Source organism: Sphingomonas sp., from assembly GCF_017304615.1.
Lineage (GTDB): Bacteria > Pseudomonadota > Alphaproteobacteria > Sphingomonadales > Sphingomonadaceae > Sphingomonas.
On record NZ_JAFKLZ010000004.1, the window covers coordinates 86035 to 111041 of the forward strand.

Below are 25007 nucleotides of genomic sequence, written 5' to 3' on the forward strand. Positions count from 1 at the left end.
CAACCCCCGACAGCGCCATAGCGGCGCAGGTCTCCCGCGCCTACGGAGTTGATCGATGCGCCTTGCCAGACTGTTGCCCGCCGCGCTCCTCCTTCTCGCCAGCCCCGGCACGGCGCAGGACACGCCCGCACCGCCCACCCCTCCGGCCTGGCCGACGCCCAAGCTGATCGTCGTGATTTCGGTGGACCAGTTTTCCGCCGATCTGTTCGCGGAATATCGCAATCGCTTCACCGGGGGGTTCAAACGACTGCTCGACGGCGCGGTGTTCCCGGCGGGCTATCAAAGCCACGCCGCAACCGAGACGTGCCCCGGCCACTCCACGATCATGACCGGCGATCGCCCCGCGCGCACCGGTATCATCGCCAACGACTGGTACGACCAGAACGGTCCGCGCCCGGGCATGATCTATTGCTCCGAGGACGAGCGCGTCCCCGGCTCCAGCTTCAGCAACTACACCGCCTCCGACATCAAGCTGCGCGTGCCGACGCTCGGCGAGCGGATGAAGAACGCCGATCCGCGCGTCCGCACTGTGTCGGTCGCGGGCAAGGACCGCGCCGCGATCATGATGGGCGGGCACAAGATCGACCAGCTCTGGTTCTGGCGCGACGGCAAGGGGTTCATCTCCTACGGCGACCGCGCCGTGCCCGCGTCGGTCAAGGCCGCCAACGCCGCCGCCGAAGCGCAGATCGCCAAACCCGGCCCCGCCTTCGTCGAACCCGCCTGGTGCAAGCCGATCGACCGCGCGATCGTCGCGAACGGCAAGACCGTCGGCAACGGCCGCTTCGCCCGCCCTGCGAAGAACGAAGGGTTGTGGAAGGCCTCGCCGGCGTTCGACAGCGCGATCTTCGGCCTCGCGACGGCGATGGTGCAGGACATGAAGCTGGGCAAAGGCCCCGCGATCGACGTGCTGACCGTCGGCGCGTCGGCGACCGACTATGTCGGGCACGGCTTCGGCACCGAAGGGTCGGAGATGTGCATCCAGCTCGCCAATCTCGACCAGACGCTGGGCAAGTTCTTCGCAATGCTCGACAAGACCGGAGTCGATTATGTCGTCGCACTGACCGCCGACCATGGTGGCAACGACATCCCCGAACGCGAGCGCGAGCGCGGCATGCCGATGGCGGCACGGATGGACAGTTCGGTCAACATCCGGACGGTCGGCAAGGAGGTCGCCGCGACGCTGGGGCTGGAAGGCCCGTTGCTGTTCGGCGGGGTCAATGGCGACATCTGGATCAGCAACAAGCTGTCCCCAGGTGACAGGGATCGTGTGCGTGACGCGGCGGTGAAGCGCTACGCCGCCAATCCGCAGGTCGCCGCCGTCTACACCAAGGCGGAGATCGCCGCCGCACCGCTTCCCGCCGGGCCGCCCGAAACGTGGAGCCTGCTCCAGCGCGCGCGCGCGTCGTTCGACGCCGAGCGATCGGGCGACATTTCGATCTTCCTGAAGCCGCGCATCACCCCGATCGCGCCCGCGACGACGCCCGCCGGTACGATCGCGACGCACGGCAGCATCTGGGATTATGACCGCCGCGTGCCGATCCTGTTCTGGCGCAAGGGGATGGCGGGTTTCGAACAGCCGCTGTCGGTCGAAACGGTGGACATCATGCCAACGCTGGCGGCGTTGGTCGGCTTCACGCTTGCGGCGGGCGATGTCGACGGCCGCTGCCTCGATCTCGACGGCGGACAGGGGAGCACCTGTCCATGAGATACCGGATGCGCCGCGTGATCATCTTCACGCACAATTTCGCGGCGATGCGCGACTTCTACAGCGATATGTTCGGGTTGGACGTGGTCGAGGAGGATGACGGCTGGGCCGATCTGTCGGCGGGCGATTGCAATATCGCGATCCACGCCGCGGGTTCTGGCGTAAAGATCGGTCTCGACTTTGAGGGGCCGCACAAGATCGTGTTCCACGCCGACGACGTCCATGCCGCACGCGCCGACCTCATCTCACGCGGCGCGCGAATGGGCCCAGTCAAAGTTTTCGGCGGCCTGCATTTGTGCGACGGCAGCGATCCTGACGAAAACCGCTTCCAGATCTCGAACCGCCCCTAACGCTGTTCGTAAAGCCGGATGCCCGGCGCGAGCTTGTTTGCGCCGACCGTTAGCTGATCGCGCCCGACATTGGCGACGAACGCCGGGCTCTTGCCGAAATTCGGCGCGAGCGTCGCGACATTGTCGACCACCCTCAGCCCCGCCGACGAATAGGTCCGCACCTCCGCCGCGACGACGATGAAGGCGGTCCAATTCTCCTTGTTCGGCCCGTCGGCGAAGGTGTTGCGCGCGATCAGTCCGGTGCCGCCTTCCGACAGGTCGATCATGTAGTTGGTCTTGCGCCCCTGGCTGTCGTCGAAACTGTTGTCGGTGATCGACACATTGGGCACGCGCAGCTTGACGTAATGCCCGCCGGTGCCGCGTTCGAACCGGGATCGGGTGATCGTCACCGATCCCTTGTTGGCGAGGTAGATCGAGTGCGAGCAATCCACCGTCTCGTCGCACTGGCCCAATCCGGCGAAGGTCGACCGCTCGATGACGATCTTCTGACCTGTCGGCTGCCCCCCCAGGATACCTTCCTGGCTGTCTAGGAACATCGAGTTGCGCACCGTCAGGTCGCCCATCTCGGTCCGGATTCCCGCGCCGTTGCCGTCCGACACGCGAATGTTGCGGAACACGATGCCGTCGACCACCGATGACTGCCCGCGCAGGACGAACGCCGCCTTGCCCTCGCACGCCGTCCCATCGAAGATCGCGGTGCCGGGCTGGACCGCCTTGAACGTGATGTTCCCGCCCGCCTGCACCGTGCATTGCTTGTAGACGCCGGGCGCGATCAGGATCGTCGCGGTCCCCATCCGCACCGACTGCACCGCGTCGTCGAGATTGGCGAACCCCTGTCCGGTCTCGGCGATCGTGAACGACGCCGAGGGCGACTCCGCGGCGAGCCCGGCGGCGGGGGCCACGACCAGCGGCAGCAGGGCGAACAGGACACGGCGCATGAACTAGCTCCTTTATCCTAGCCGTTGCTCGGCCGGCCCGCGAAAGAAACTGGTATAGAGGGTTAACGGTCGCCCCCGTCGTGATTTGACGCGCTGGGTTCTGAATGCCGACGCCGCTCGCCCCATTGCGAGACGCGCGAGTCGCTGCATCGAGGGTCACGAGAGCCACGGGACACGCCCGGAAAAACACGCCGAGCCGTTCGATCGTGCCTCCCAAGGCGTCAGCGACCGGCTGAGCGGTTCAGAGGATTTCCAAACTGGCCAGCGATTACGACTGATCCGCTGCAGCCACCTTATGCCGGGCCATATGCGACAGGAAATCCATCTTGCCTAAGGCCAATCCCGCCTTGCGCAGCAAGGCATAGGCCATCGTCACGTGGAAGTAGAAGTTCGGCAATAACCAGTCTCGAATATCTTCTTCGGACGACATCACGAAGCGTACGCCATTCGGCAATGTCAGATCGACGATGGCGTTCGCGTCCGCCCAGTCTGCCGGATCGGCTTTATCGATCCGTGCGCGTACAGCCGCTATACGCTCGCGAACCTCCGCCAAGGAACGGTACGCCGTCTCTTCGAGCGGCTCAGTTTTGCCGCCGACCTGATTCAGCGCCAGCAGCACTTGATTTACCGCTACGCGAATCTGCAGTTCGAGAGGGAACATATCATCCGTGAGTTTTTCCGCGAGCACATCGTCGTTCATCCCGGCGTCCTGCGCCTTCGCGACGACGCTATCGAGCATATCGAGCATGTCGGCAAAGACCGTGCGGGCGGAATCAGCGTATGACATGGGCACCTTTCGCGGCGAAATTTCCTTCTGCGCTAAGACCATAAACCGGGCGACGTCCGCAACTGGCCTAGTCCGATGGATTTTCAGTCCAAGTTCGGCCGCAGCCAGCGCTGGGCCGTCGCCACGTCGATGCCGCGCCGCTCGGCATAATCCTCGACCTGATCCATCCCGATCCGCGCGACACCGAAATATTCCGACTGCGGGTGGCCGAAATAGAAGCCGCTCACCGCCGCGGTCGGCAGCATCGCGAAGCTTTCGGTGAGCGAGATACCGGTGGCGTGGTGCGCGTCGAGCATTTCGAACAGCTTGGTCTTGAGGCTATGCTCCGGGCACGCCGGATAGCCCGGCGCCGGGCGGATGCCGCGATACTGCTCGCGGATCAGCGCTTCGTTGGTCAGTTGCTCGTCGGGCGCATAACCCCATAACGTCTTGCGGACGTGCTGGTGCAACCGCTCTGCGAACGCTTCGGCCAGTCGATCGGCCAGCGCCTTCAACAGGATGTCGGAATAGTCGTCGATCGCCGCCTTGAACCGCGCGAGGTGCGGTTCGATGCCGTGGATGCTTACCGCGAACCCGCCGATCCAGTCGCCCTTCGGGTCGATGAAGTCGGCGAGACACATATTCGCCCGCCCCTCGCGCTTGGCGATCTGCTGGCGGAGAAACGGCAGGCGGACGACGTCGGTGCCCTCGACAAGGTTGAGGACATCGAGTCCCTTCAGTTCCTCGGCGTTGAAATCGCCCTTCAGATCGACGATCACATCGTCGTCGTGCCGCGCGCACGACCATAACCCCGCGACGCCGCGCGCGGTCAGCCATTTCTCCGCGATGATCTTGTCGAGCATTGCCTGCGCGTCGGCGTAGAGCGACTTGGCGCTTTCGCCGACTACGGCATCGTCGAGAATCGCGGGAAACACCCCCGCCAGCTCCCAGGCGCGGAAAAACGGCGTCCAGTCGATGCATTCGCGCAGATCGGCCAGATCCCAGTCGCGGAAGACGTGCACGCCGGGCTGTGCGGGCGCACCGGGCTTCAGCGCCATGTCGGCGACGAAAGGATTGGCGCGCGCCCTGGGGAGCGGGAGCAGATCGTTCTGCCCCTTGCCCTCGCGCGCCTTGCGCACTGCTTCGTACTCGTCGGCAATCTTGGTGACGTAATCGTCGCGGATCGTCTCGCTGACGAGAGTCGTCGCAACACCGACTGCGCGGCTCGCGTCGAGCACATGAACCACCGGCCCGTCATAGGCCGGCGCGATGCGCAGCGCGGTGTGCACTTTCGAGGTCGTCGCGCCGCCGATCAGCAGCGGCATCGTCATCTTGGACCGCTTCATTTCCTCGGCGACGGTGACCATTTCGTCGAGGCTCGGCGTGATCAGGCCCGACAGGCCGATCATGTCGGCGTCATTCTCGTTCGCCGCTTCGAGGATCTTCGACCACGGCACCATCACGCCCAGATCGACCACCTCGAACCCGTTACACTGCAGCACCACGCCGACGATGTTCTTGCCGATGTCATGCACGTCGCCCTTGACGGTCGCCATGATGACCTTGCCCTTGCCCTTCGCGCCGGGCTCCTTTTGCGCCTCGATAAAGGGCAGCAGGTGGGCAACCGCTTTCTTCATGACGCGAGCACTTTTAACGACTTGCGGCAGAAACATCTTACCAGATCCGAAGAGATCGCCGACGACGTTCATGCCGTCCATCAACGGCCCTTCGATTACTTCAATAGGGCGCGCGGTCTGCAAGCGCGCTTCCTCGGTATCCTCGACGACATATTGGTCCATGCCCTTGACCAGCGCATGTTCGAGCCGCTTTGCGACCTCCCAACCGCGCCATTCCTCGGCCGCCTTTTCCGCCGCCGCGTCGGTGCCGCGGAACTTCTCCGCCAGCGCGACCAGGCGGTCCCCGGCCTCGGGGTCGCGGTTGAGGATGACATCTTCACATGCGGTGCGAAGTTCGGGGTCTATCGTATCGTAAACGTCGAGCTGTCCGGCATTGACGATCGCCATGTCGAGTCCGGCCGGGATGGCGTGGTAGAGGAATACGGAGTGCATCGCGCGGCGCACCGGCTCGTTGCCGCGGAAGCTGAAGCTGAGATTGGACAGTCCGCCCGAGAAATGGACGTGCGGACAGCACCGCCTGATTTCCTTCACCGCCTCGATGAAATCGACCGCGTAATTGTTGTGCTCCTCGATCCCCGTCGCGACCGCGAAGACGTTGGGGTCGAAAATGATGTCCTCGGGCGGAAAGCCAATCCCGGTCAGCAGCTTGTAGGCGCGCTCGCAAATCTCGACCTTGCGCGCTTTGGTATCCGCCTGGCCGACCTCGTCGAACGCCATCACCACGACGGCGGCGCCATAGGCCATGCACTTGCGCGCTTCTGCCAGGAACTTCTCCTCGCCCTCCTTCATGCTGATCGAATTGACGATCGGCTTGCCGGATACGCACTTCAGCCCCGCCTCGATCACGCTCCACTTGGAGCTGTCGATCATGAACGGCACGCGCGCGATGTCGGGTTCGGCGGCGATCAGCTTGAGGAAAGTCGTCATGGCGAATTCGGCGTCGAGCAGCCCTTCGTCCATGTTGATGTCGATTACCTGCGCGCCATTTTCGACCTGCTGGCGCGCGACTTCGACGGCCCTGGCGTAATCGCCCGCCATGATCAGTTTCTTGAACGCCGCCGATCCGGTGACGTTTGTGCGCTCGCCGATATTGACGAACTGGGCGGTGGAAATCGCGTTCATGTCTGCTTTCTTCGGGCCGCTCAGGCGGCCATCGTCATCGGTTCGAGGCCGGCGAGACGCGTGCGCACGTCGGGCGTCACCACCGTTCGCGGTACCATATCCCGCACGAAATCGGCGATCGCCTTGATGTGCGCGGGCGTCGAGCCACAGCACCCGCCGAGCACATTGACTTGCCCCGCTTCGGCCCATTCGCCGACCAGCCCCGCCGTCGTCTCGGGCAGTTCGTCATAAGCGCCGAGCTCGTTGGGCAACCCGGCGTTAGGATAGACCATGATCAGCGTGTCGGCGATCTCCGACAGTGTCTTGACGTGCGGCCGCAACTGTTCGGCACCGAACGAGCAATTCAGCCCGATCGTCACCGGCTTGGCGTGCCGGACCGCGTGCCAGAACGCCTCGACCGTATGCCCCGACAGGTTGCGCCCGCTAAGGTCGGTCAGCGTCATCGACAGCATGATCGGCAGATCGCGCCCCAGGTCGTCGCCCGCCTCGATCGCCGCCATCACGCCCGCCTTGGCGTTGAGCGTGTCGAACACCGTCTCGATCAGGATGAAGTCCACCCCACCCTCGACCAGCGCGTCGATCTGCTCGCGATAGACCTGCTTCAGATAATCGAAATCGATCTCGCGAAAGCCGGGATCGTTGACGTCGGGCGACAGCGACAGCGTCTTGTTGGTCGGTCCGATCGCGCCGGCGACGAACCGGGGCCGGCCGTCCTTCGCCTGGAACTCGTCGGCGACGCGGCGCGCCATCCTGGCGGATTCGAGGTTGATCTCGCGAACCAGATGCTCGGCACCGTAATCGGCCTGGCTGATCGAATTGGCCGAAAAGGTGTTGGTTTCGGCAATGTCCGCGCCCGCCTCGAAATAGGCGCGGTGGATCGATTCCGGCACCTCCGGCTTGGTAAGGGCGAGGATGTCGTTATTGCCCTTCTGGTCATGGGTCAGGCCCAGCGACCCGGCATAATCCTCTTCCGACAACTTCCAGTTCTGGATCTCCGTCCCGAACGCGCCGTCGGTGATCAGGATACGCTTGGCGGCCTCCGCCAACAGTTTTTCGCGGGCCGACGTCATGCCGCCTCCTCCTGCAATGCGGGCTTCGAACGGATGCCGAGCAGATGGCAGATCGCATAGCTCAGTTCCGCGCGGTTGAGCGTGTAGAAATGGAAATTACGCACGCCACCCGCATAGAGCCGGCGGCACAGCTCCGCCGCGATCGTCGCAGCGACGAGCTGGCGCGCGGCAGGGTGATCGTCGAGTCCATCGAACAGGGTGCCCATCCAGTTGGGCACCGCCGTCCCGCACATCGCCGACATGCGCTGGACGCTGGCGAAGTTCATGACGGGCATGATTCCCGGCACGATCTCGGCATCGATCCCCGCCGCCGCGGCGGCGTCGCGGAAGCGGAAGAAGGTATCCGCCTCGTGAAAGAATTGCGTGATCGCGCGCGTAGCCCCGGCATCGATCTTGCGCTTGAGGTTGTCGAGGTCGTGGCCGCTGTCGGGCGAATCCGGATGGCATTCGGGATAGGCCGCGACCGAAATCTCGAACGGGTGAAGCTTGCGCAAGCCCGCGACCAGAGCCGCCGCATTCTCATACCCACCGACCGGCGAGGTGAACTTCGTCCCCGCGACCGGCGGATCGCCGCGCAATGCGACGATATGGCGCACGCCCGCTTCCCAATAGGCGTTGGCGACGGCGTCGATCTCCTCCCTGGTCGCCTCGACGCAAGTCAGGTGCGCGGCGGCCGGGATGCTCGTTTCCTTCGCGATCCGCGCCACCGTCGCGTGGGTGCGCTCGCGCGTCGTCCCGCCGGCGCCATAAGTTACCGACACGAAGCGCGGCCCGAGTGGGCTGAGCGTCTGCACCGACTCCCACAACGTCTCTTCCATCTTCTCCGTCTTGGGCGGGAAGAATTCGAAGCTTACGGCGGAGTCTCCGGCGAGATCGGCGAACATCGGCGTCGCCAGCGCCCGCCGTGCCTCAGGCATTTTTTCCACCGACACCATCACGCCGCCTCCTTCACGCGTACTCCAGGCTCGCCGGTCTTGCGCGCGAGCCACAATTTCACGGTCAATTCGCCGCCCTCCAAGGTCTCTGTCCTGACGGGCGCCAATCCCGCATGCTGGAACCAGCCGAGCATCTGTTCGTCCGAGAAGCCGAGCCGCGCATGCGCGTCGCGCGTCCGCAGTTCCTCGCGGCCATGCGGCGCGAAATCGACGATCAGCAACCGCCCGCCGGGCGACAGCACCCGCGCCGCCTCGGCGATCGCCGCATCCGGCGTCTGCGCGAAGTGGAGGACGTGGTGCAGGATCGCCAGATCCGCCGTCCCCGCTTCGAGCGGCAACGCGTAGAGGTCGGCCTGGCGCAGTTCGGCATGGTCTAGCCCGCGCTCGGTCAGCTTGGCGCGCGCCAGCCGCAGCATCTCACTGCTCCGGTCGATGCCGAGCGCATGATCCGCCTGTCCAGCAAACAGTTCGAGCATCCGCCCGGTGCCGGTGCCGATGTCGATCAGCCGATCGACCCGCGCCTCGCCCAGCACCGCGGCCATCGCCGCCTCGACCTGGCTTTCGGCGATGTGGAGCGAGCGGATCGCGTCCCACTCGCCGGCATTGCTTTCGAACCAGCCCGCCGCGTGCGCCGCGCGGTCGGCGCGCACCGCCGCTAGTCTTGCCGCATCGGCCTCGGCGCGGGCATGCGCGCGGTCGCCTTCCCAGGCATCGAGCGCGGCGCAGAGCGGACCCACGACATCGCGCGCGCCCATGGCGACGAACACCCAGGACCCTTCCTTGCGACGCTCGACGATCCCGGCGTCCGAGAGAATTTTGACGTGACGCGAAACGCGCGGCTGGCTCTGCCCCAGCACTTGCGCCAGTTCGCCGACGGACAGCTCCATCGACCGTACCAGCGCGACGATGCGGAGCCGCGTCGAATCGGCCAGTGCGCGGAAGATGTCGAGCGTGTTCGGCATGTCGCATATAGATATAAAGATATCTTTATATCACGTCAACGCGTTGCGCGCGGAACGGGCGCGGCGTAGCAGGGTTCATCGCTTTCCAGCCAGGAGATTTCGTCGTGAACAAGGCCCTGATCCCGCTCGCCTTCGCCGCCACGCTCGGCCTCGCCGCTTGCGGCCAGAAGGCACAGGACGAGACCGCGGGGGCCGCCAACACCCTGTCCGCAGACGCCAACGCGACGATGGCCAAGGCCGCCAGCGACGTAGACGCCGCCGCCGACAAGGCGTTCGGTGCAGCCGAGAACAGCATGGACAAGGTCGGCAACGTCGCGACCGACGCTCGGAAAAAGGCGGGCGCGGCGGCAAAGGACGTCGGCAACGAGATCGAGGATTGATGCGCGCCCCCCTTCCCCTGACCTGCTTCCTGCTTCTCGCCGCGTGCGGGTCGCACAACGACGACGCCGGCAGCGTCTCGCCTGAGGAAGACCGCCTGCTCAACGAAGCGGCCTCATCGCTCGACGTAAATTCTGCGGCCGCGCCCGACACTGGTGCGGACGCCAACACCACCGATTCAGGGAACGCCCAATGACCGAAAGTCGCCGCCTCGGCGCGAGCCACCTCCACACGCCCAAGCTCTGCCTCGGCGGCAACGTGTTCGGCTGGACCGCCGACAAGGCGACCAGCTTTGCCGTGCTCGACGCGTTCGCCGATGCGGGCGGGACGCTGGTCGACACCGCCGACGTCTATTCGGCGTGGGTGCCCGGCCATAAGGGCGGCGAGTCGGAGACCGTGATCGGCGAATGGCTCAAGTCGAGCGGCCGAAAGATGGGCGTCGCCACCAAGGTCGGGATGCTGCCCTGGACCGGCGACGACGGCACCACGCTCAGCCCGGCCGCGATCGCGGCGGCGTGCGACGCCTCGCTGCGCCGGCTCGGGGTGGAGCAAATCGCGCTCTACTACGCCCATCGCGACGACGAGGTGACGCCGCAGGAAGCCTATATGGAGGCCTTCGCCAAGCTGGTGGCGGCGGGCAAGGTCGCGACTCTCGGCGCGTCCAACTTCCACGCCGCGCGGCTCAAATCGGCCAACGACATCGCACGCAAGGCCGGCGCGCCGCATTTCCAGGCGCTCCAACCCGAATACAATCTGCTCAGCCGCCACGCGTTCGAGGGCGAGCTTCAGGACTATTGCGTCGAACATAATATCGGCGTGCTGCCCTATTACGGCCTCGCGTCCGGCTATCTGACCGGCAAATACCGCTCCGCCGACGATTTCGGGAAAAGCGTGCGCGGCGGGCGCATGCAGGCGTATCTCGACGGCAAGGGTCCGTCGGTGCTCGCCGCGATGGACGAGGTGGTGGCGGAAACCGGCGCGACGCTGGCGCAAATCGCGCTGGCATGGCTGGCGGCGCAACCCGGCGTCACCGCGCCGATCGCCAGCGCGACCAGCGTCAGGCAGCTCGAGGAATTGCTCCCCGCGATGGACCTGGCGCTCACGCCCGCGCAGCTCGAAAAGCTCGACGCCGCCGGCGCCTGAACGGAGACGGGCGATGCATCTCGACATCGTCCAGTCGCTGTCGATCGCGGGCGACGCCGCCAAGGCAAACGACGACCGCACCGGCGCGGGGCATGCGCGCGCCTGGATCATCGACGGCGCGACCGATCTCGGCGATGCGGGGCTGCTCGGCGATCGCGGCGGCGCAGCGTGGATCGCGGCAGAAGCCGACCGCGCCTTCGCCGCGGCTCCGCCCGGATCGATCGAAGCGACGTGCCGCTTCGTCTTCGAAACGGTCGCCGCCCGCTTCGCTCAGGACCGCACGCGCCCGCCCGAGGCATGGGAAATTCCGTCTGCTGCGTTTCTCACCATCTCCGTTGCCGACAATGCGCTCGACTGCGCGTGGCTCGGCGATTGCCCTGGCCTGCTGATCCGCGACGGTGTGGCGATCCCGATCGGCCCGGCGGTCGATGTCCGCGACGACGAAAGCGACCTCGCACGCAGCGTCGCACATCACGGGCTCGGGTCGGTGCGTCGCGCGGCGCCGGTGCTGGAAACGCTACGCACTGTCCGCGTCAACCCGGACCGCCGCATCCTGGGCATCGATCCGGCAGGTGCGGATCATATCCTCTATTCGAGCCAGCCTTGCGTCGCGGGCGACGAATTGCTGCTAATGACCGACGGATTCAGTGCCGCGATTGACCTCTATCGCCTGTTCGCGCGACGGGACCTTCCGACCCTACTCGCCAACGAAGGCCTGCACGGAATCGCCGCCCGCCTGCGCACGGCCGAGGAATCCGATCCCGACTGTGCACGTTGGCCGCGCTTCAAACGAGGTGACGACGCCACCGCGATTTGGCTGCGCATCGCCGGCTGACTTGCCCCGCGCGCAGCCGCGCCATAGCGTGCGGCAAAAGATAATCGGGAGAGAGATGTGACCGACCGCGACCCGACCGCCGCGCCACACGCGCCGTTCTGGCCCAGCGGTTCAAAGCCGCCGGCGGGCGCGCCCAACATCGTCGTCATCCTGTTCGACGATGTCGGCCTGTCCGATTTCGGCTGCTACGGTTCCCCGATCGCCACCCCCGCGATCGACGCGATCGCAGCCAAAGGTGTGCGTTATTCGAGCTTTCATACGACGGCGATGTGCTCGACGACGCGCGCCGCATTGCTGACCGGGCGCAACCATCATTCGGTCGGCATGGGCTGCCTCGCCAATTTCGACAGCGGCTATCCGGGGTACCGCGGCAAGATCGCGCGGGAGGCCGGCACGCTGCCCGAAATGCTCAAGCCCCATGGCTACAACGCCTATTTCGTCGGCAAGTGGCATGTCACGCCAGCAAGTGAGGTCGGCCCGACCGGCCCGCACAACGGCTGGCCGCTCGGCCGGGGGTTCGACCATTTCTATGGCTTTCTCGATGCCGAGACCGACCAGTTCGCGCCCGAACTGGTGCGCGACAACACGCCCGTCGCGCCGCCGGGCACGTTCGACACCGGCTATCACCTGACCGAAGATCTCACGGACGAAGCGGTCCGCTTCATGGCCGATCACGTCGCAGCCAAGCCCGACAAGCCGTTCCTTCTCTGGTTCGCTCCCGGTGCGTGCCATGCCCCGCACCAGGCCCCGCGCGACCTGATCCTGAAATACGACGCGATGTTCGCCCATGGCTGGGACAAGGAGCGCGAGTTGCGGCTGGCGCGGATGATCGCGATGGGACTAGTACCCGTCGACACCACGCTCCCACCGCGCAACGACTTCGTCCAGTCCTGGGCCGATCTCGATCCCGACACGCAACGCCTCGCGACCCGATTGCAAGGCGCCTATGCCGCGATGCTCGACCATGCCGACCAGCATATCGCGCGGCTCATGGCGTTCCTCGACGCGGCGGGGCTGACCGACGACACGCTGATCCTCGTCCTGTCCGACAATGGCGCGAGCCAGGAAGGGATGATCCAGGGCTTCGTCAACGCGATGGGTCCGTACAATATGCGGCCCGAGATGCTCGCGGAAAAGCTCGCGCGGATCGATGACATCGGCGGGCCCGATAGCCACAGCAACTTTCCGCTCGGATGGGCGATGGCATCCAACACGCCGGTGCGGCGCTACAAGCAGAACACGCATGGCGGCGGTATCCGCGACCCGTTGTTGGTCAGCTGGCCGAGCCGGTTGCCGGCGCGCGGCGAGGTGCGGCACCAGTTCGCGCACGCCGTCGATGTTGTGCCGACCCTGCTGGAACTGATCGGGATCGCGCCGCCCGATAGCGTTGCAGGCGTCCCGCAAATGCCGCTCGAAGGCGTCAGCTTCGCCAAGTCGCTGACCGATGCCGCTGCGCCCGAGCGCGACACGCCGCAATATTTCGAGATGTTCGGGCATCGCGGCATCATCCATCGCGGGTGGAAAGCGGTGGCGTTCCACCCGCCCGGCACGCCCTATTCCGCAGACAAATGGGAGCTGTTCGACCTCTCGGCTGATTTCGCGGAGACCAACAATCTAGCCGAGCAACATCCTGAAAAACTGGCGGAACTGATCGAACTGTGGTGGCGCGAGGCTGAGGCGCACCAGGTCCTGCCGCTCGACGACCGCTTCGGGCCGCGCTTCGCGGAGAATGCCGCGCGGCACCTCGGAGCGCGGCGCGTCTTCACCTTCCACCGCGGCATGGGCCACATCCCGAGCGACATCGCCCCCGATTTGCGCGCGCGCAGCTATCGCATCGAGGCTCACGCGCGGATCGCGGCGGGGGACCAGGGCGTGCTGATCGCGCACGGCGACATGACCTGCGGCTACAGCCTCTACGTCAAGGATGGGCGGCTGCACTACGACGTCAATGTCGGCGAGCACCAGATCGTATCGAGCGACGCCCCCGTCCCCGCCGGCGAACACGTGTTCGGCGCGCACGTCACCCATGGCGACGTCAAGCAGGTGACGCTGACGGTCGATGGCGAGCCGGTCGGCAGCGGTACGATCCACTTCGGGTTCGTCAACTTCATCAGCTGGTCGGGGCTCGACATCGGGCACGACCGGTCGAGTCCAGTGTCGCATTATCCCGCGCCGTTCCGCTTCAGCGGCGAATTGTCGAAGGTCGTCGTGACGATCGAAGACGAGCAAGGCGACGCCGAGGGCGCGGCGCAGGCTGTGCTGGCGCGCGAATAGCAACGGCCGGTGCTGCCGTGACAGGGAGCCGTTGCGCCCGGTCCGGGACCGGCTAAGGGCCGGAGCATGATGCGCCCCCTGTTCGCCGCCATGCTCGCCCTCCCCTTGTTGGGCAATGCCGATCCCGATTTGGCCGGCATCCGTGGGGTAATCGACACCTTCCGCGTCGCTATCATCGCCAAGGACAAGGCGGCGCTCGAACGGCTGCCGGCAACCGACACCATCAGTTTCATCGCGTCGATCGACCCGCCCACGCTCGCCCGCCTGCGTCAGCGCCGCCCCGATGCAAAGCGCATCTTCCCAAGCAGCTATGCCGAATTCGTCAAGGGCGTCGTCACCGACCCGACCCGGCAGGAAGAAAAATTCTCCAACATCCGCATCCATTCCGACTGGGCCGTCGCAACCGTTTGGTTCGATTACAGCTTCCTCGAAAACGGCAAGGTATCGAATTGGGGCCACGAAAGCTGGGGGCTGGTCCGCACCGACGATGGGTGGCGGATCAGCTCGATCATCTATTCGATCGCGCTGCCGGCGCCGGCGAAGCAGTAGGACGGGCCTGGCATCCCCCGGCGGAGGCCGACTCGCCTGCGTTCGAGAGTCGGCGGAGAGAGAAGGACGGCCCGGGAGAAGGAGTTTCCCCGAGCCGTCCGCATCCTCTCCCAAGGATGACCCGGTGATTTCCTTTTCGTCACCCCGGCCTTGAGCCGGGGTCCCGCTTCTCCATAGAGAAGAACGAAGCGGGATGCCGGATCAAGTCCGGCATGACGGATTAGGTGAGGTTACGCCGCAAATTGATTCATGGTGTTGTGCACGCCACCAGCCTTCAGAGCGGCTTCCCCAGCGAAATACTCCTTGTGGTCGTCGCCAATGTCCGACCCGGACATGTTCTGGTGCTTCACGCAAGCAATGCCCTGGCGGATCTCCGCGCGCTGGACGTTCTTGACGTAGCCCAGCATCCCCTCGTCGCCGAAATATTCCTTGGCGAGGTTGTCGGTCGACAGCGCCGCGGTGTGATACGTCGGCAACGTGATCAGGTGGTGGAAAATCCCCGCCCGCTTCGCCGCATCGCGCTGGAACGTGCGGATGCGCTCGTCGGCTTCCTGGGCCAGCTCGGTGTCGTCGTAATCCATGCTCATCAGCCGGTCGCGCTCGAACGCGGACACGTCCTTGCCAGCTTCCTTCCATGCATCAAACACTTGCTGGCGGAAGTTCAGCGTCCAGTTGAAGCTCGGCGAATTGTTGTAGACCAGCTTCGCGGTCGGATGGACCTCGCGGATGCGGTCGACCATCGATGCGATCTGTTCGATGTGCGGCTTCTCGGTCTCGATCCACAGCAGGTCGGCGCCGTTGTCGAGGCTGGCGATGCAATCCATCACGCAGCGATCCGCCCCGGTCCCCTCGCGGAACTGGAACAGGTTCGACGGCAGCCGCTTCGGCTTCATCAGCTTGCCGCCGCGATTGATCACGACGTCGCCGTTGATCGTCGACAGGTCGGTGACCTCCTCGCAATCGAGGTAGCTATTGTACTGGTCGCCGAGGTCGCCCGCTTCCTTCGACACCGCGATCTGCTTGGTGAGACCGGCGCCCAGCGAGTCGGTGCGCGTGACGATGATCCCGTCCTCGACGCCGAGTTCGAGGAACGCGTAGCGGCACGCGCGGACCTTCGCCAGAAAGTCCTCGTGCGGCACGGTGACCTTGCCGTCCTGGTGCCCGCACTGCTTTTCGTCGCTGACCTGGTTCTCGATCTGCAGCGCACACGCGCCCGCCTCGATCATCTTCTTCGCCAGCAGATACGTCGCCTCGGCATTGCCGAAGCCCGCGTCGATGTCGGCGATGATCGGCACGATATGCGTCTGGTGATTGTCGATCGCGTGGATCAACCGCTGTTCGGCAACCGCGTCACCGCTGTCGCGCGCCTTGTCGAGCTCCCGGAACATCATGCCCAGCTCGCGGGCATCGGCCTGGCGCAGGAAGGTGTAGAGTTCCTCGATCAGCGCCGGGACGCTGGTCTTCTCGTGCATCGACTGGTCGGGCAGCGGGCCGAATTCGCTGCGCAGCGCGGCGACCATCCAGCCGGAGAGGTAGAGGTAACGGCGCTCGGTCGAACCGAAATGCTTCTTAATGCTGATCATCTTCTGCTGGCCGATAAAGCCGTGCCAGCAGCCAAGCGACTGCGTGTAGTTCGCCGGGTCGGCGTCATAGGCCGCCATGTCGCGGCGCATGATCGCGGCGGTGTAGCGCGCGATGTCGAGGCCGGTCTGGAAACGATTCTGCGCGCGCATCCGCGCCACGGCTTCGGGGCTGATCCCGTCCCACGTCCCCTTGTAGCCGGCGATCAGCTGGCCGGTTTGCGCAATATTGTCCTGGTAGGTCACAGTCTCGTCCTCACTCGAAAAGATGTCGAGCGATGTACGCGGATTTACAGAAGACGCCCTTCGTTAAAGCGCAGCCTCAGCGTGATGATGTGACCTTCGGCACCCCTGCCGTTGTCCATTTGTAAATTATTTTCAATGCCGATTTGCTATTCCGGACCCCAGCGCCCATATCACTCGCGCTACAGTCGCATATCGACGGTCTTCGGCGCTTTGCGGCTCCTTCTCCTTCTTTCCCTGCAGCCGCGGCATCGGGCCGCCCGACACGCGGGCGGGCCCTGTCACAAAGAAGGACCATCGAAATGACCACCGGCACCGTAAAATTCTTCAATGCCGACAAGGGCTATGGCTTCATCGCGCCGGACGGCGGCGGGCAGGACGCGTTCGTCCACATCACCGCGCTCGAAGCGGCTGGCCTGAACACGCTCAACCAGAACGACCGTGTCACTTATGACCTGGAGAACGACCGCCGTGGTAAGCAAGCCGCGGTGAACGTCAAGATGGCCGCCGAATAACCATCTAAGCAACTGATAGGCGGTGCGATTCTGTCGCGCCGCCTATTTGTGCTACAGCCCTCCGCAACACCGGAGAATCGAATGTCAGATACCCCCGAACTCTACCGCAACCGCGCCGCGATGGAGCGCGCCAACGCCGCCGCCAGCGGGCTCGAGAACGTCAAGGCGCGCTGCGAACGCGCCGCCATGGCGTGGGAGGAAATGGCCGAACGCCTTGAACGCACCTCCAAACTGCGCAGCGAACGCGAGGACGCCGCCGCCCGCGCCGCCGAACAACGGCAATTGATGGCGGCCGAATAGGCTGGCGTCGGCCGCCCTCGATCAATCACCCCCGAACGTAAAGGCGCTGACGCCGCGCTCACGCTCGTTGATCAGCAGGGCGCGCCCCATGGGCGGCGCACTCCGCTGCGGGCAAGCTGCGCGGCCGCAGGCTCGGCAGCCGAGGCCGATCGGCATCGCCGCTCCCTTCAGATCAAGCCCGCGCGCCGCCGCCAGTCCGCCCGCGAAATCAGCGGCGATGCCCAGCCCGATCGCGAATTCGGCGCGCACCGCGCCATATTGCCGCCCCTGCGGCGTCACGGTGCGCGACAGTGTCAGCCAGCGCGCGTCGTCCTCCAGTTCCACCAGTTGCACCGCAAGCTCACCGCGACGGTCGAACGCATCGTGGACGCGCCATAGCGGGCAGCGCGAATCGCTTTCGGCCAAGGGCGATCCACTCGCGCCGGAAAAGCGCTTTGACGCCTGCCCCGCGCGATCGATCCGCACCATGAAGAACGGCAGTCCCCGCGCGCCGACGCGTTGCAGCGTGGTCAGCCGGTGTGCGACTTGCTCGAACCCCGCGCTGAACCGCCGCTGGAGCAATTCGAGGTCATAACCGGTCGCCTCGCACGCGCGCAGGAAACGGGCGTACGGCATCATCACCGCCGCGGCGAAATAACCGGTGAGGTGGCGGCGGTAGAGCCGCTCCGCCGCGCGATCGGCGAAGCCGGCGCCGCGAACCAGCCCCTCGATCGCGTCCCGAGCCTCGATCTGCGCGAGTTGCGACGCCGCCGCGAAGGTGCGGCTGGCGTGATCGAGCGTCTCCGAAAGTTGCAATTGCCGCGCGTGGAGATCGGTGCGGCGGAGCAGATCGGGCATTACGTCGACCGGCAGGATGCGGATCGTAAGCTGGTGCTTGACGCGCAGCCGCTCGGCGATCGCGCCATAGAGGTCGCCCCCGCCGAGCCGCACCTCGTCCGCCAGCGCTTCAGCGGCGGCGTCGAGATCGGCGTAATAGCCGCGCCACCTTTCTATTTCGCGGCGCAGTTCGGCGAGCGGGTCGGTCACATCCGGCGCGCCGTCCGGTCCAGTCGCCACGCCCATCCGGTCGAACGCGCGCGCGAACGCCTCCGCCCCGCCGGGCGCACCCGCCAGCCATTCCTCGACTTCGTTGCGGTCGATCTCCAGGTCGGCGAACATCGGATCCGCCAGCCGCCGCCGGAGCGCCGCCGCCCCGCCCCCCGGCTCGCCCGCCGCGAGCGCTCGCGGATCGAAGTCGAACGTCTCGGCCAGCTTGACCAGCAACGCCGCCGATACCGGGCGCTGGTTCTTTTCGACGAGGTTGAGGTAGCTCGGGCTGATCGTCAGCATCTCAGCCATCGCCGCCTGGGTCAGCCCCTCGCGCCGCCGCAGCCGCCGTACAGCATGCCCCGCCAGTATCTTGCGCTCCGCCATGACGCCCTCGGTCAATAATTTACAATATTACCGTAACGCATCGGGCGAAACTATACAACCAAACCCCGCTCGGCCTTTGAGTCAGCGTTACCTGCGCAATGTTTGCTCCTATCTGTCGAGCCATACCAGTTCGCTGGTGTCGAAAAATGTAAAGGAATAGACATGTCGAACGAACCGCAGCGCAGCCGCGCCGTCTTCTCGACGGAGGATTTCGGTCTGATGAAGGAAGCCGTCGGCGCGTATGTCCGCCAGATCGCCGACGATCCCCGCTCGGCCAAGTTCTCGAACCTCTATCACCGCCTCGGCCGCGTCGGCTGACGGCGACGCCGCCGCCCCGTTCCCCCGTTTTCCGGGGCGGCGGCTCAGTTTCCTGGGGAGGAAAGGATGCCCGTCGGGTTCGCGCCCGGCGGGCGTTTTCATCAGGCCGCGGTCCAGCCCCCATCCACCGACAAATTGGCGCCAGTGATCGACTTCGCGTCATCGCCGCAGAGGAAAAGCGCGAGCGCCGCGACCTGTTCGGGCGTGACGAACTCCTTGGTCGGTTGCGCCGCCAGCAGCACGTCGTTCATCACTTGCTCGCGCGTCAGTCCGCGCGCCTTCATTGTGTCGGGGATCTGATTTTCGACGAGCGGCGTCCAGACATAACCCGGCGAGATGCAATTGGCGGTGATGCCGTGCGTCGCGACTTCGAGCGCGAGCGCCTTGGTCAGTCCGGCGAGGCCATGCTTGGCGGCGACATAGGCCGATTTGTTGGGGCTCGCGACCAGGCTGTGCGCCGACGCGGTCGAGATGATCCGCCCCCACTTCTTCGCCTTCATATGGGGGACGGCCGCGCGCATGACATGGAACGCGCTCGACAGGTTGATCGCGATGATCGCATCCCATTTGTCGATCGGGAATTCGTCGACCGGCGCGACGTGCTGGATGCCGGCATTGTTGATCACGATGTCGGGACCACCGAGTTTGTCATGGCACCGCGCGATCATCGCCGCGATCTGATCGGGCTTGGTCATGTCGGCCGGGTCGTAAAGCGCCGCCGCGCCACTGGTCGCCGCCAGCGCTGCGCGCTCCGCCTCGATTGCGTCCGCGTCGCCGAAACCGTTGATCATCACCGACGCGCCCTCGGCGGCCAGCGCTCTTGCGTAAGCGAGACCGATGCCCGACGTGGACCCGGTGACGACCGCGCTTTTACCCTTCAGAAACATGGCATCGACTCCGTGCGTGACTTTGCCTGCGCAAGACCCGATCATGCCGACGATTGCAACCGCCACGCGCGCGACGCATTTTGATACGCAGCAATAACGAGCAGGGGATTTGTAATGCGTCTCGACGATTTCGATCCGAACATCAATGTCGGGGACCAGCGCGGGTCGGGCGGAGGGTTCAGCGGCTTCGGCGGCGGGGGCGGTGGGGGCGGGTTGCTGCTCGCGTTCCTGCCGATGATCTTCAGCCGGTTCGGCTGTTTCGGCGTCGCGATCGCCGCAGGGTTGTTCCTGGTGTTCGGCGGCGGATTGCAGATGCTGGGCGGCGGCGGCGCACCGATCGGATCGAGCGCTCCGACCGAAAGTCGCGGCGGCACGACAGCGACGAAGGCGTGCACGGTCGACGCCGCCAGCAAGGCCGCCTGCAACGCCTTCAGTTCAGCCGACAAGACCTGGGCAGCGATCTTTGCGCAGAACGGCAAGCAGTTCGAACAGCCGAAGCTGTGGTTCTACAGCGGCAACGGTCAGTCGGGCTGCGGCGCCGCGCAATCGGCGATGGGTCCGTTCTACTGCCCGCAGGACCAGGGCATCTATCTCGACACCGACTTCTTCCAGGAGCTCGCCCAGAAATTCCGCGCGTCGGGCGATTTCGCGCAGGATTACGTGATCGCGCACGAATTCGGCCATCACATCCAGAACCTGCTCGGCACGTCCGATCGCGTATCCTCCCTCCAGCGCCGGTCGAGCGCGACAGACGGCAACAAACTTTCGGTGATGCTCGAGCTTCAGGCCGACTGCTTCGCAGGCGTGTGGGCGGCGAAGAATCGCGACCGCATGGACCCCGACGATCTCGGCGAAGGCATGACCGCGGCCAAGGCGATCGGCGACGACACGTTGCAACGCGAAATGCAGGGCCGCGTGGTGCCCGACAGCTTCACTCATGGCACGTCGGAACAGCGCATGACCTGGTTGAAACGCGGCATCGACACCGGTGACCCCAGCCAGTGCGATACGTTCAACGGCGCGCTGGGATGATCGCCGGACTCGCCAGTCGGCGGAGGCGATCCGCCTCCGCCGAGGCCGGGCTCGAATCCGTTCCCCAAGAAGGGCGCCTGGGTTGGAAGGACGAAGCAGAGCGTGTCCCACTCAAATCGTCGACCCTTAACGATTTGCCCCCAAGCTCCATTCGTATGCAACACGTACATTCCGCCGGGTTCCCGATAAAGCAGGTCGGCGCGCGATCCGACTGTTGTATGCCATAACAAAGTGCGGCAAGCTCGCCGTAGAGGCTCGGTATAGAGCCCGGCGCAAGAGCGGAGCAGTGATGGCCCAGGACCCACAGACGATTCTCGACCGCGAGCCGATGTCGGCCCTGCAGTGGCGAGTGGTGGCGGTCATGGTCGGACTCAACGCGCTGGACGGCTTCGACGTTCTATCGATCAGCTTTGCATCGCCGGGTATCGCCAAATCCTGGGGGATCGATCGGGCCGCGCTGGGACTGGTCCTGTCGATGGAATTGATCGGCATGGCCGTCGGCTCGCTGCTGCTCGGCCGGATCGCGGACCGGATCGGCCGCCGCGCGACGATCCTGAGTTGCCTGCTGGTGATGACTGCGGGGATGCTCGGCGCCGCGACCGCGCACAACGTCCAGATTCTCTCGGGCTGGCGCTTCTTTACCGGCCTGGGGATCGGCGGGATGCTCGCGTCGACCAACGCGGCGGTGGCGGAAGCTGCAAATGCCCGGCGGCGCGCGTTATGCGTGATCCTGATGGCCGCCGGCTATCCGCTCGGCACGATCATCGGCGGTTCGATCGCGGCCGTTCTGCTTCACTATCATGGCTGGCAGTCGGTGTTCGTGTTCGGCGCGATCGCGAGCGCCAGCTTCATTCCTGTCGTTCTGCTTGCCGCACCCGAATCGATCGCTTTCCTGGTCCACAAGCGCCCGCCCGATGCGCTCGATCGAATCAATCGCCTGCTCGCGCGCATGGGGCACGCCCCGGTCGATGCGCTGCCCGACGCTCCGGACACGCGTCGCAACGCGCCGTTGGCCGATCTCTTTTCCCCAATGCTGGCGCGGCGGACGATCATGCTGACCCTCGCCTATCTGACGCACATCATGACCTTTTATTTCATCCTGAAATGGATTCCAAAGATCGTGGTCGACATGGGCTACGCGCCGTCCGCGGCCGCCGGGGTGCTCGTATGGTGCAGCACCGGCGGCGCTGCGGGCGCGCTGCTGCTCGGCCTGCTGACGGCGCGGGTCCGCGTGCTGCCGCTGACGCTAGTCGCCATGGCGGCCTCGGTCGCGCTCGTCATCTTGTTCGGCAGAGGAGGCAGCGACCTAGCCTCGCTTTCGATGGTCGCCGCGGCGGCCGGCTTTGCCACCAATGCCGGCGTCGTCGGCCTGTACGCGCTGGTCGCCCGCGCGTTCCCCACCGGTCTGCGCGCCACCGCGACCGGATTCGTGATCGGCATCGGGCGCGGCGGGTCGGCACTGGCGCCAGCCCTGGCGGGACTGTTGTTCGCCGCCGGGCAAGCGCTGCCCATGGTCGCCGTGCTGATGAGCCTCGGCTCCGCGATCGCGGTGCTGGCACTGCTCGCTCTGGTCGGCCGACCGGTGGAGGCGCACTGAAACCGCACGGGGATCGCTTGCTTTGCCCATCATCATAAGTTATGATACATAACAATATCTGGAGAGGATAATGGCGACTTTGCTTGGTGACGCCCCCGCGACGTTCGAACGTCGCAACCCCGTGACCGGAGAGGTAGCGAGCACGATGCCCGCCGCCAGCGTCCGGGATGCCGAGGCCGCCGCCGAAGCCGCCGCGGCAGCCTTCCCCACCTGGTCCGCCCTCGGTCCCAATGCCCGTCGCGGCTTGCTGATGAAGGCGGCTGTCGCGCTTGAGGCGCGCGCCGATGCTTTCGTCGATGCGATGATGGGAGAGATCGGCGCGACCGAAGGCTGGGCACGATTCAACCTGATGCTCGCGGCCGGCATGGTCCGCGAAGCGGCCGCGCTGACCACCCAGATCGCCGGCGAAGTCATTCCGTCGGACAAGCCCGGCTGCGTCGCGATGGCGCTGCGCGAACCGGTCGGCGTCATGCTCGGCATCGCGCCGTGGAACGCGCCGATCATCCTGGGCGTGCGGGCCATCGCGGTGCCGCTGGCGTGCGGCAACACCGTGGTGCTCAAAGCGAGCGAACAATGCCCGCGCACGCACGCGCTGATCGTCGAGGCGTTCGCGGAGGCCGGCCTGCCCGACGGCGCGGTGACGCTGGTGACCAACGCGCCGCAGGATGCGGGCGCGGTCGTCGGCGCATTGATCGACCATCCAGCGGTGCGGCGAATCAATTTCACCGGATCGACCGCCGTGGGCAAGATCATCGCCAAGCGCGCGGCCGAGCATCTCAAGCCTGTCCTCCTCGAACTGGGCGGCAAGGCCCCGCTGATCGTGCTGGAGGACGCCGACCTGGACGAAGCGGTCAAGGCCGCCGCGTTCGGGGCGTTCATGAACCAGGGCCAGATCTGCATGTCGACCGAGCGGATCATCGTCGTCGATGCCGTCGCCGACGAATTCGTCGCGCGGTTCAAGGCGAAGGTCGCGACCATGCCGGTCGGCGATCCGCGCGCGGGCACTACCCCGCTGGGCGCGGTGGTCGACGCTAAGACCGTGGATCACGTCCAGTCGCTGATCGCCGACGCGACCGCGCAGGGCGCCGTACTCGTCAACGGCGGCGCGCATGATGGCGTGCTGATGCCGGCGCATGTCGTCGACAAGGTGACGCCCGAGATGAAGCTGTTCCGCGACGAAAGCTTCGGCCCGGTGGTCGGCGTGATCCGCGCGCGGGACGAAGCGCATGCGATCGCCCTGGCGAACGATACCGAATACGGCCTTTCGGCCTCGATTTTCACCCGCGACATCGCACGCGGATTGCGCGCGGCGAAACAGATTCAGTCGGGCATCTGCCACATCAACGGCCCGACCGTGCATGACGAGCCGCAAATGCCTTTCGGCGGCACCAAGGCGTCGGGCTATGGCCGCTTCGGCGGCAAGGCGGGCATCGACGCCTTCACCGAACTGCGCTGGGTCACGTTCGAGACCCTGCCCGGACACTATCCGATCTGAGGGGCGTGCATGCCCCGGCACAAATCAGCAAGGACCAGATAACAACATGACCGAGTTCAGCAGCAACGGTGTCGTCGCGTACGACATCCAGGACGGAATCGCCTGGGTCCGGTTCAACCGGCCGGACAAGCGCAATTGCATGAGCCCGACGCTCAACCGCGACATGATGGAGGTGCTCGAAGCGCTCGAATTCCGCGATGATGTCGGCGTTCTGGTGCTGAGCGGCGAAGGAAGCGCCTGGTCCGCGGGCATGGACCTGAAGGAATATTTCCGGGAAAACGAATACAAGGGGCTCGCAGCGGTCCGCCATGCCCAGCGCGAAGCCTATGGCTGGTGGGAACGGCTCCGCTGGTATCACAAGCCGACGATCGCGATGGTCAACGGCTGGTGCTTCGGCGGCGGCTACGGTCCGCTGTTCGCGTGCGATCTCGCTTTCGCCGCGGAGGACGCCCAGTTCGGGCTGTCGGAGATCAACTGGGGCATCCTGCCGGGTGGCGGCGCGTCCAAGGTGGCAAGCGAGCTGCTGTCGTTCCGCCGCGCCATGTACCACGCGATGATGGGCGAGAATGTCGACGGTAAGACCGCCGCCGAATGGGGGCTGGTCAACGAAGCGCATCCGCTGGCGACGCTGAAGGATCGCGTCACCGAAGTCGCGCGGGTCCTGCTGGGCAAGAACGCGGTGGCGCTCAAGGCCACCAAGGACGCCATCCGTCGCGTGCGCGAAATGACGTATGACAATGCCGAGGACTTCCTCATCCGCGCGCAGGAAGCGGCGAACAGCTTCGATGGCGAGGGCCGCAAGGAGGCGACGCGCCAGTTCATCGACGAGAAGTCGTTCAAGCCGGGCCTGGGCGCTTATGACAAGCAGGGCAAGGGCGGCGCGAAGGTCGACGCATAACGCCGCCGGTCCCCGCCGCACCGACCGACAGATACAATCGCCCGGCCGACCGGCGCGACCATGGA

General features: G+C 65.5%; 24 protein-coding genes. 15 read left to right on the forward strand and 9 right to left on the reverse strand.

Going from position 1 to position 25007, the window contains the following annotated elements:
* Window positions 1–55 precede the first annotated feature (55 nt).
* Complete coding sequence (locus J0J06_RS15255) at window positions 56–1705, forward strand: alkaline phosphatase family protein (protein ID WP_294043557.1); 1650 nt, start codon at window positions 56–58, stop codon at window positions 1703–1705.
* Window positions 1702–2055 carry a VOC family protein gene (locus J0J06_RS15260; protein ID WP_294043559.1) on the forward strand — a complete coding sequence of 118 codons (354 nt, stop codon included), beginning with the start codon at window positions 1702–1704 and terminating at the stop codon, window positions 2053–2055. The genes J0J06_RS15255 and J0J06_RS15260 overlap by 4 nt, the downstream gene beginning before the upstream one ends.
* On the opposite strand, the gene J0J06_RS15265 is transcribed toward J0J06_RS15260, so the two are convergent.
* The 6 genes from J0J06_RS15265 to J0J06_RS15290 form a co-directional block, all read right to left on the reverse strand.
* Window positions 2052–2993: a right-handed parallel beta-helix repeat-containing protein gene (locus tag J0J06_RS15265; protein WP_294043561.1), complete on the reverse strand. Its 942-nt coding sequence runs from the start codon at window positions 2991–2993 to the stop codon at window positions 2052–2054. The two genes, J0J06_RS15260 and J0J06_RS15265, sit on opposite strands and share 4 nt — an antisense overlap.
* 268 nt (window positions 2994–3261) lie before the next feature.
* Window positions 3262–3780, reverse strand: a complete 519-nt coding sequence (locus J0J06_RS15270) for a DUF1993 domain-containing protein (RefSeq protein ID WP_294043563.1) — start codon at window positions 3778–3780, stop codon at window positions 3262–3264.
* A gap of 83 nt (window positions 3781–3863) precedes the next feature.
* Window positions 3864–6518 (reverse strand): methionine synthase, encoded by a 2655-nt coding sequence (gene metH / locus J0J06_RS15275; protein ID WP_294043565.1) that lies wholly within the window; start codon window positions 6516–6518, stop codon window positions 3864–3866.
* A 20-nt stretch (window positions 6519–6538) separates the two neighbouring features.
* Window positions 6539–7588: a homocysteine S-methyltransferase family protein gene (locus J0J06_RS15280; RefSeq protein WP_294043567.1), complete on the reverse strand. Its 1050-nt coding sequence runs from the start codon at window positions 7586–7588 to the stop codon at window positions 6539–6541.
* Window positions 7585–8523: a methylenetetrahydrofolate reductase [NAD(P)H] gene (gene metF, locus J0J06_RS15285; RefSeq protein ID WP_294043742.1), complete on the reverse strand. Its 939-nt coding sequence runs from the start codon at window positions 8521–8523 to the stop codon at window positions 7585–7587. The genes J0J06_RS15280 and metF overlap by 4 nt, the downstream gene beginning before the upstream one ends.
* A complete protein-coding gene (locus J0J06_RS15290; protein ID WP_294043569.1) occupies window positions 8523–9485 on the reverse strand; it encodes a metalloregulator ArsR/SmtB family transcription factor in 963 nt (320 codons plus the stop codon). The genes metF and J0J06_RS15290 overlap by 1 nt, the downstream gene beginning before the upstream one ends.
* 104 nt (window positions 9486–9589) lie before the next feature.
* Here J0J06_RS15290 and J0J06_RS15295 point away from each other — a divergent pair, with 104 nt between their 5' ends.
* From J0J06_RS15295 to J0J06_RS15320, 6 genes are all read left to right on the forward strand, one after another.
* Window positions 9590–9865, forward strand: a complete 276-nt coding sequence (locus J0J06_RS15295) for a hypothetical protein (RefSeq protein WP_294043571.1) — start codon at window positions 9590–9592, stop codon at window positions 9863–9865.
* Window positions 9865–10059 (forward strand): hypothetical protein, encoded by a 195-nt coding sequence (locus J0J06_RS15300; RefSeq protein WP_294043573.1) that lies wholly within the window; start codon window positions 9865–9867, stop codon window positions 10057–10059. The genes J0J06_RS15295 and J0J06_RS15300 overlap by 1 nt, the downstream gene beginning before the upstream one ends.
* On the forward strand, window positions 10056–11006 hold the full coding sequence (locus tag J0J06_RS15305) for an aldo/keto reductase (RefSeq protein ID WP_294043575.1): 951 nt from the start codon (window positions 10056–10058) through the stop codon (window positions 11004–11006). Before J0J06_RS15300 ends, J0J06_RS15305 begins: the two co-directional genes overlap by 4 nt.
* Window positions 11007–11019: 13 nt before the next feature.
* The gene (locus J0J06_RS15310; RefSeq protein ID WP_294043576.1) at window positions 11020–11841 is read left to right on the forward strand and encodes a hypothetical protein; all 822 of its coding nucleotides are present in this window, start codon (window positions 11020–11022) and stop codon (window positions 11839–11841) included.
* Between the two features lie 57 nt (window positions 11842–11898).
* Window positions 11899–14115 carry a sulfatase-like hydrolase/transferase gene (locus tag J0J06_RS15315; protein ID WP_294043577.1) on the forward strand — a complete coding sequence of 739 codons (2217 nt, stop codon included), beginning with the start codon at window positions 11899–11901 and terminating at the stop codon, window positions 14113–14115.
* A 66-nt stretch (window positions 14116–14181) separates the two neighbouring features.
* Window positions 14182–14664, forward strand: coding sequence for a nuclear transport factor 2 family protein (locus J0J06_RS15320; RefSeq protein WP_294043578.1), 483 nt, complete (start codon window positions 14182–14184; stop codon window positions 14662–14664).
* Between the two features lie 230 nt (window positions 14665–14894).
* Here J0J06_RS15320 and J0J06_RS15325 read toward each other — a convergent pair whose 3' ends face one another.
* Complete coding sequence (locus J0J06_RS15325; RefSeq protein ID WP_294043579.1) at window positions 14895–16490, reverse strand: isocitrate lyase; 1596 nt, start codon at window positions 16488–16490, stop codon at window positions 14895–14897.
* A gap of 299 nt (window positions 16491–16789) precedes the next feature.
* Between J0J06_RS15325 and J0J06_RS15330 the strand changes: the two genes are divergently transcribed.
* Complete coding sequence (locus tag J0J06_RS15330; protein ID WP_294043580.1) at window positions 16790–17002, forward strand: cold-shock protein; 213 nt, start codon at window positions 16790–16792, stop codon at window positions 17000–17002.
* 81 nt (window positions 17003–17083) lie between these two features.
* Window positions 17084–17302: a hypothetical protein gene (locus J0J06_RS15335; protein ID WP_294043581.1), complete on the forward strand. Its 219-nt coding sequence runs from the start codon at window positions 17084–17086 to the stop codon at window positions 17300–17302.
* A gap of 21 nt (window positions 17303–17323) precedes the next feature.
* Here the strand turns inward: J0J06_RS15335 and J0J06_RS15340 are convergent, their stop codons facing one another.
* Entirely contained in the window at window positions 17324–18715 is a 1392-nt protein-coding gene (locus J0J06_RS15340) for a short-chain fatty acyl-CoA regulator family protein (protein ID WP_294043743.1), read from the reverse strand.
* A gap of 162 nt (window positions 18716–18877) precedes the next feature.
* Between J0J06_RS15340 and J0J06_RS15345 the strand changes: the two genes are divergently transcribed.
* Window positions 18878–19033 carry a hypothetical protein gene (locus J0J06_RS15345; protein WP_294043582.1) on the forward strand — a complete coding sequence of 52 codons (156 nt, stop codon included), beginning with the start codon at window positions 18878–18880 and terminating at the stop codon, window positions 19031–19033.
* A 101-nt stretch (window positions 19034–19134) separates the two neighbouring features.
* Here J0J06_RS15345 and J0J06_RS15350 read toward each other — a convergent pair whose 3' ends face one another.
* Entirely contained in the window at window positions 19135–19920 is a 786-nt protein-coding gene (locus J0J06_RS15350) for a 3-hydroxybutyrate dehydrogenase (protein ID WP_294043744.1), read from the reverse strand.
* Window positions 19921–20034: 114 nt separating this feature from the next.
* On the opposite strand from J0J06_RS15350, the gene J0J06_RS15355 reads away from it, so the two are divergent.
* The 4 genes from J0J06_RS15355 to J0J06_RS15370 all read left to right on the forward strand — a co-directional run bounded on the left by J0J06_RS15355 (window position 20035) and on the right by J0J06_RS15370 (window position 24942).
* Window positions 20035–20952, forward strand: coding sequence for a neutral zinc metallopeptidase (locus tag J0J06_RS15355; RefSeq protein ID WP_294043583.1), 918 nt, complete (start codon window positions 20035–20037; stop codon window positions 20950–20952).
* A 289-nt stretch (window positions 20953–21241) separates the two neighbouring features.
* The gene (locus tag J0J06_RS15360) at window positions 21242–22549 is read left to right on the forward strand and encodes an MFS transporter (protein WP_294043584.1); all 1308 of its coding nucleotides are present in this window, start codon (window positions 21242–21244) and stop codon (window positions 22547–22549) included.
* A 70-nt stretch (window positions 22550–22619) separates the two neighbouring features.
* On the forward strand, window positions 22620–24044 hold the full coding sequence (locus J0J06_RS15365; protein WP_294043585.1) for an aldehyde dehydrogenase: 1425 nt from the start codon (window positions 22620–22622) through the stop codon (window positions 24042–24044).
* A gap of 46 nt (window positions 24045–24090) precedes the next feature.
* Complete coding sequence (locus tag J0J06_RS15370; protein WP_294043586.1) at window positions 24091–24942, forward strand: p-hydroxycinnamoyl CoA hydratase/lyase; 852 nt, start codon at window positions 24091–24093, stop codon at window positions 24940–24942.
* Window positions 24943–25007 lie beyond the last annotated feature (65 nt).

Bases quoted from the DNA above. Each gene is read 5' to 3' on its own strand.
- J0J06_RS15255 (WP_294043557.1), top strand. From the start codon at position 56: ATGCGCCTTGCCAGACTGTTGCCCGCCGCGCTCCTCCTTCTCGCCAGC.
- J0J06_RS15260 (WP_294043559.1), top strand. From the start codon at position 1,702: ATGAGATACCGGATGCGCCGCGTGATCATCTTCACGCACAATTTCGCG.
- J0J06_RS15265 (WP_294043561.1), bottom strand. From the start codon at position 2,993: ATGCGCCGTGTCCTGTTCGCCCTGCTGCCGCTGGTCGTGGCCCCCGCC.
- J0J06_RS15270 (WP_294043563.1), bottom strand. From the start codon at position 3,780: ATGTCATACGCTGATTCCGCCCGCACGGTCTTTGCCGACATGCTCGAT.
- metH (WP_294043565.1), bottom strand. From the start codon at position 6,518: ATGAACGCGATTTCCACCGCCCAGTTCGTCAATATCGGCGAGCGCACA.
- J0J06_RS15280 (WP_294043567.1), bottom strand. From the start codon at position 7,588: ATGACGTCGGCCCGCGAAAAACTGTTGGCGGAGGCCGCCAAGCGTATC.
- metF (WP_294043742.1), bottom strand. From the start codon at position 8,523: ATGGTGTCGGTGGAAAAAATGCCTGAGGCACGGCGGGCGCTGGCGACG.
- J0J06_RS15290 (WP_294043569.1), bottom strand. From the start codon at position 9,485: ATGCCGAACACGCTCGACATCTTCCGCGCACTGGCCGATTCGACGCGG.
- J0J06_RS15300 (WP_294043573.1), top strand. From the start codon at position 9,865: ATGCGCGCCCCCCTTCCCCTGACCTGCTTCCTGCTTCTCGCCGCGTGC.
- J0J06_RS15305 (WP_294043575.1), top strand. From the start codon at position 10,056: ATGACCGAAAGTCGCCGCCTCGGCGCGAGCCACCTCCACACGCCCAAG.
- J0J06_RS15310 (WP_294043576.1), top strand. From the start codon at position 11,020: ATGCATCTCGACATCGTCCAGTCGCTGTCGATCGCGGGCGACGCCGCC.
- J0J06_RS15320 (WP_294043578.1), top strand. From the start codon at position 14,182: ATGATGCGCCCCCTGTTCGCCGCCATGCTCGCCCTCCCCTTGTTGGGC.
- J0J06_RS15330 (WP_294043580.1), top strand. From the start codon at position 16,790: ATGACCACCGGCACCGTAAAATTCTTCAATGCCGACAAGGGCTATGGC.
- J0J06_RS15335 (WP_294043581.1), top strand. From the start codon at position 17,084: ATGTCAGATACCCCCGAACTCTACCGCAACCGCGCCGCGATGGAGCGC.
- J0J06_RS15340 (WP_294043743.1), bottom strand. From the start codon at position 18,715: ATGGCGGAGCGCAAGATACTGGCGGGGCATGCTGTACGGCGGCTGCGG.
- J0J06_RS15345 (WP_294043582.1), top strand. From the start codon at position 18,878: ATGTCGAACGAACCGCAGCGCAGCCGCGCCGTCTTCTCGACGGAGGAT.
- J0J06_RS15350 (WP_294043744.1), bottom strand. From the start codon at position 19,920: ATGTTTCTGAAGGGTAAAAGCGCGGTCGTCACCGGGTCCACGTCGGGC.
- J0J06_RS15355 (WP_294043583.1), top strand. From the start codon at position 20,035: ATGCGTCTCGACGATTTCGATCCGAACATCAATGTCGGGGACCAGCGC.
- J0J06_RS15360 (WP_294043584.1), top strand. From the start codon at position 21,242: ATGGCCCAGGACCCACAGACGATTCTCGACCGCGAGCCGATGTCGGCC.
- J0J06_RS15365 (WP_294043585.1), top strand. From the start codon at position 22,620: ATGGCGACTTTGCTTGGTGACGCCCCCGCGACGTTCGAACGTCGCAAC.
- J0J06_RS15370 (WP_294043586.1), top strand. From the start codon at position 24,091: ATGACCGAGTTCAGCAGCAACGGTGTCGTCGCGTACGACATCCAGGAC.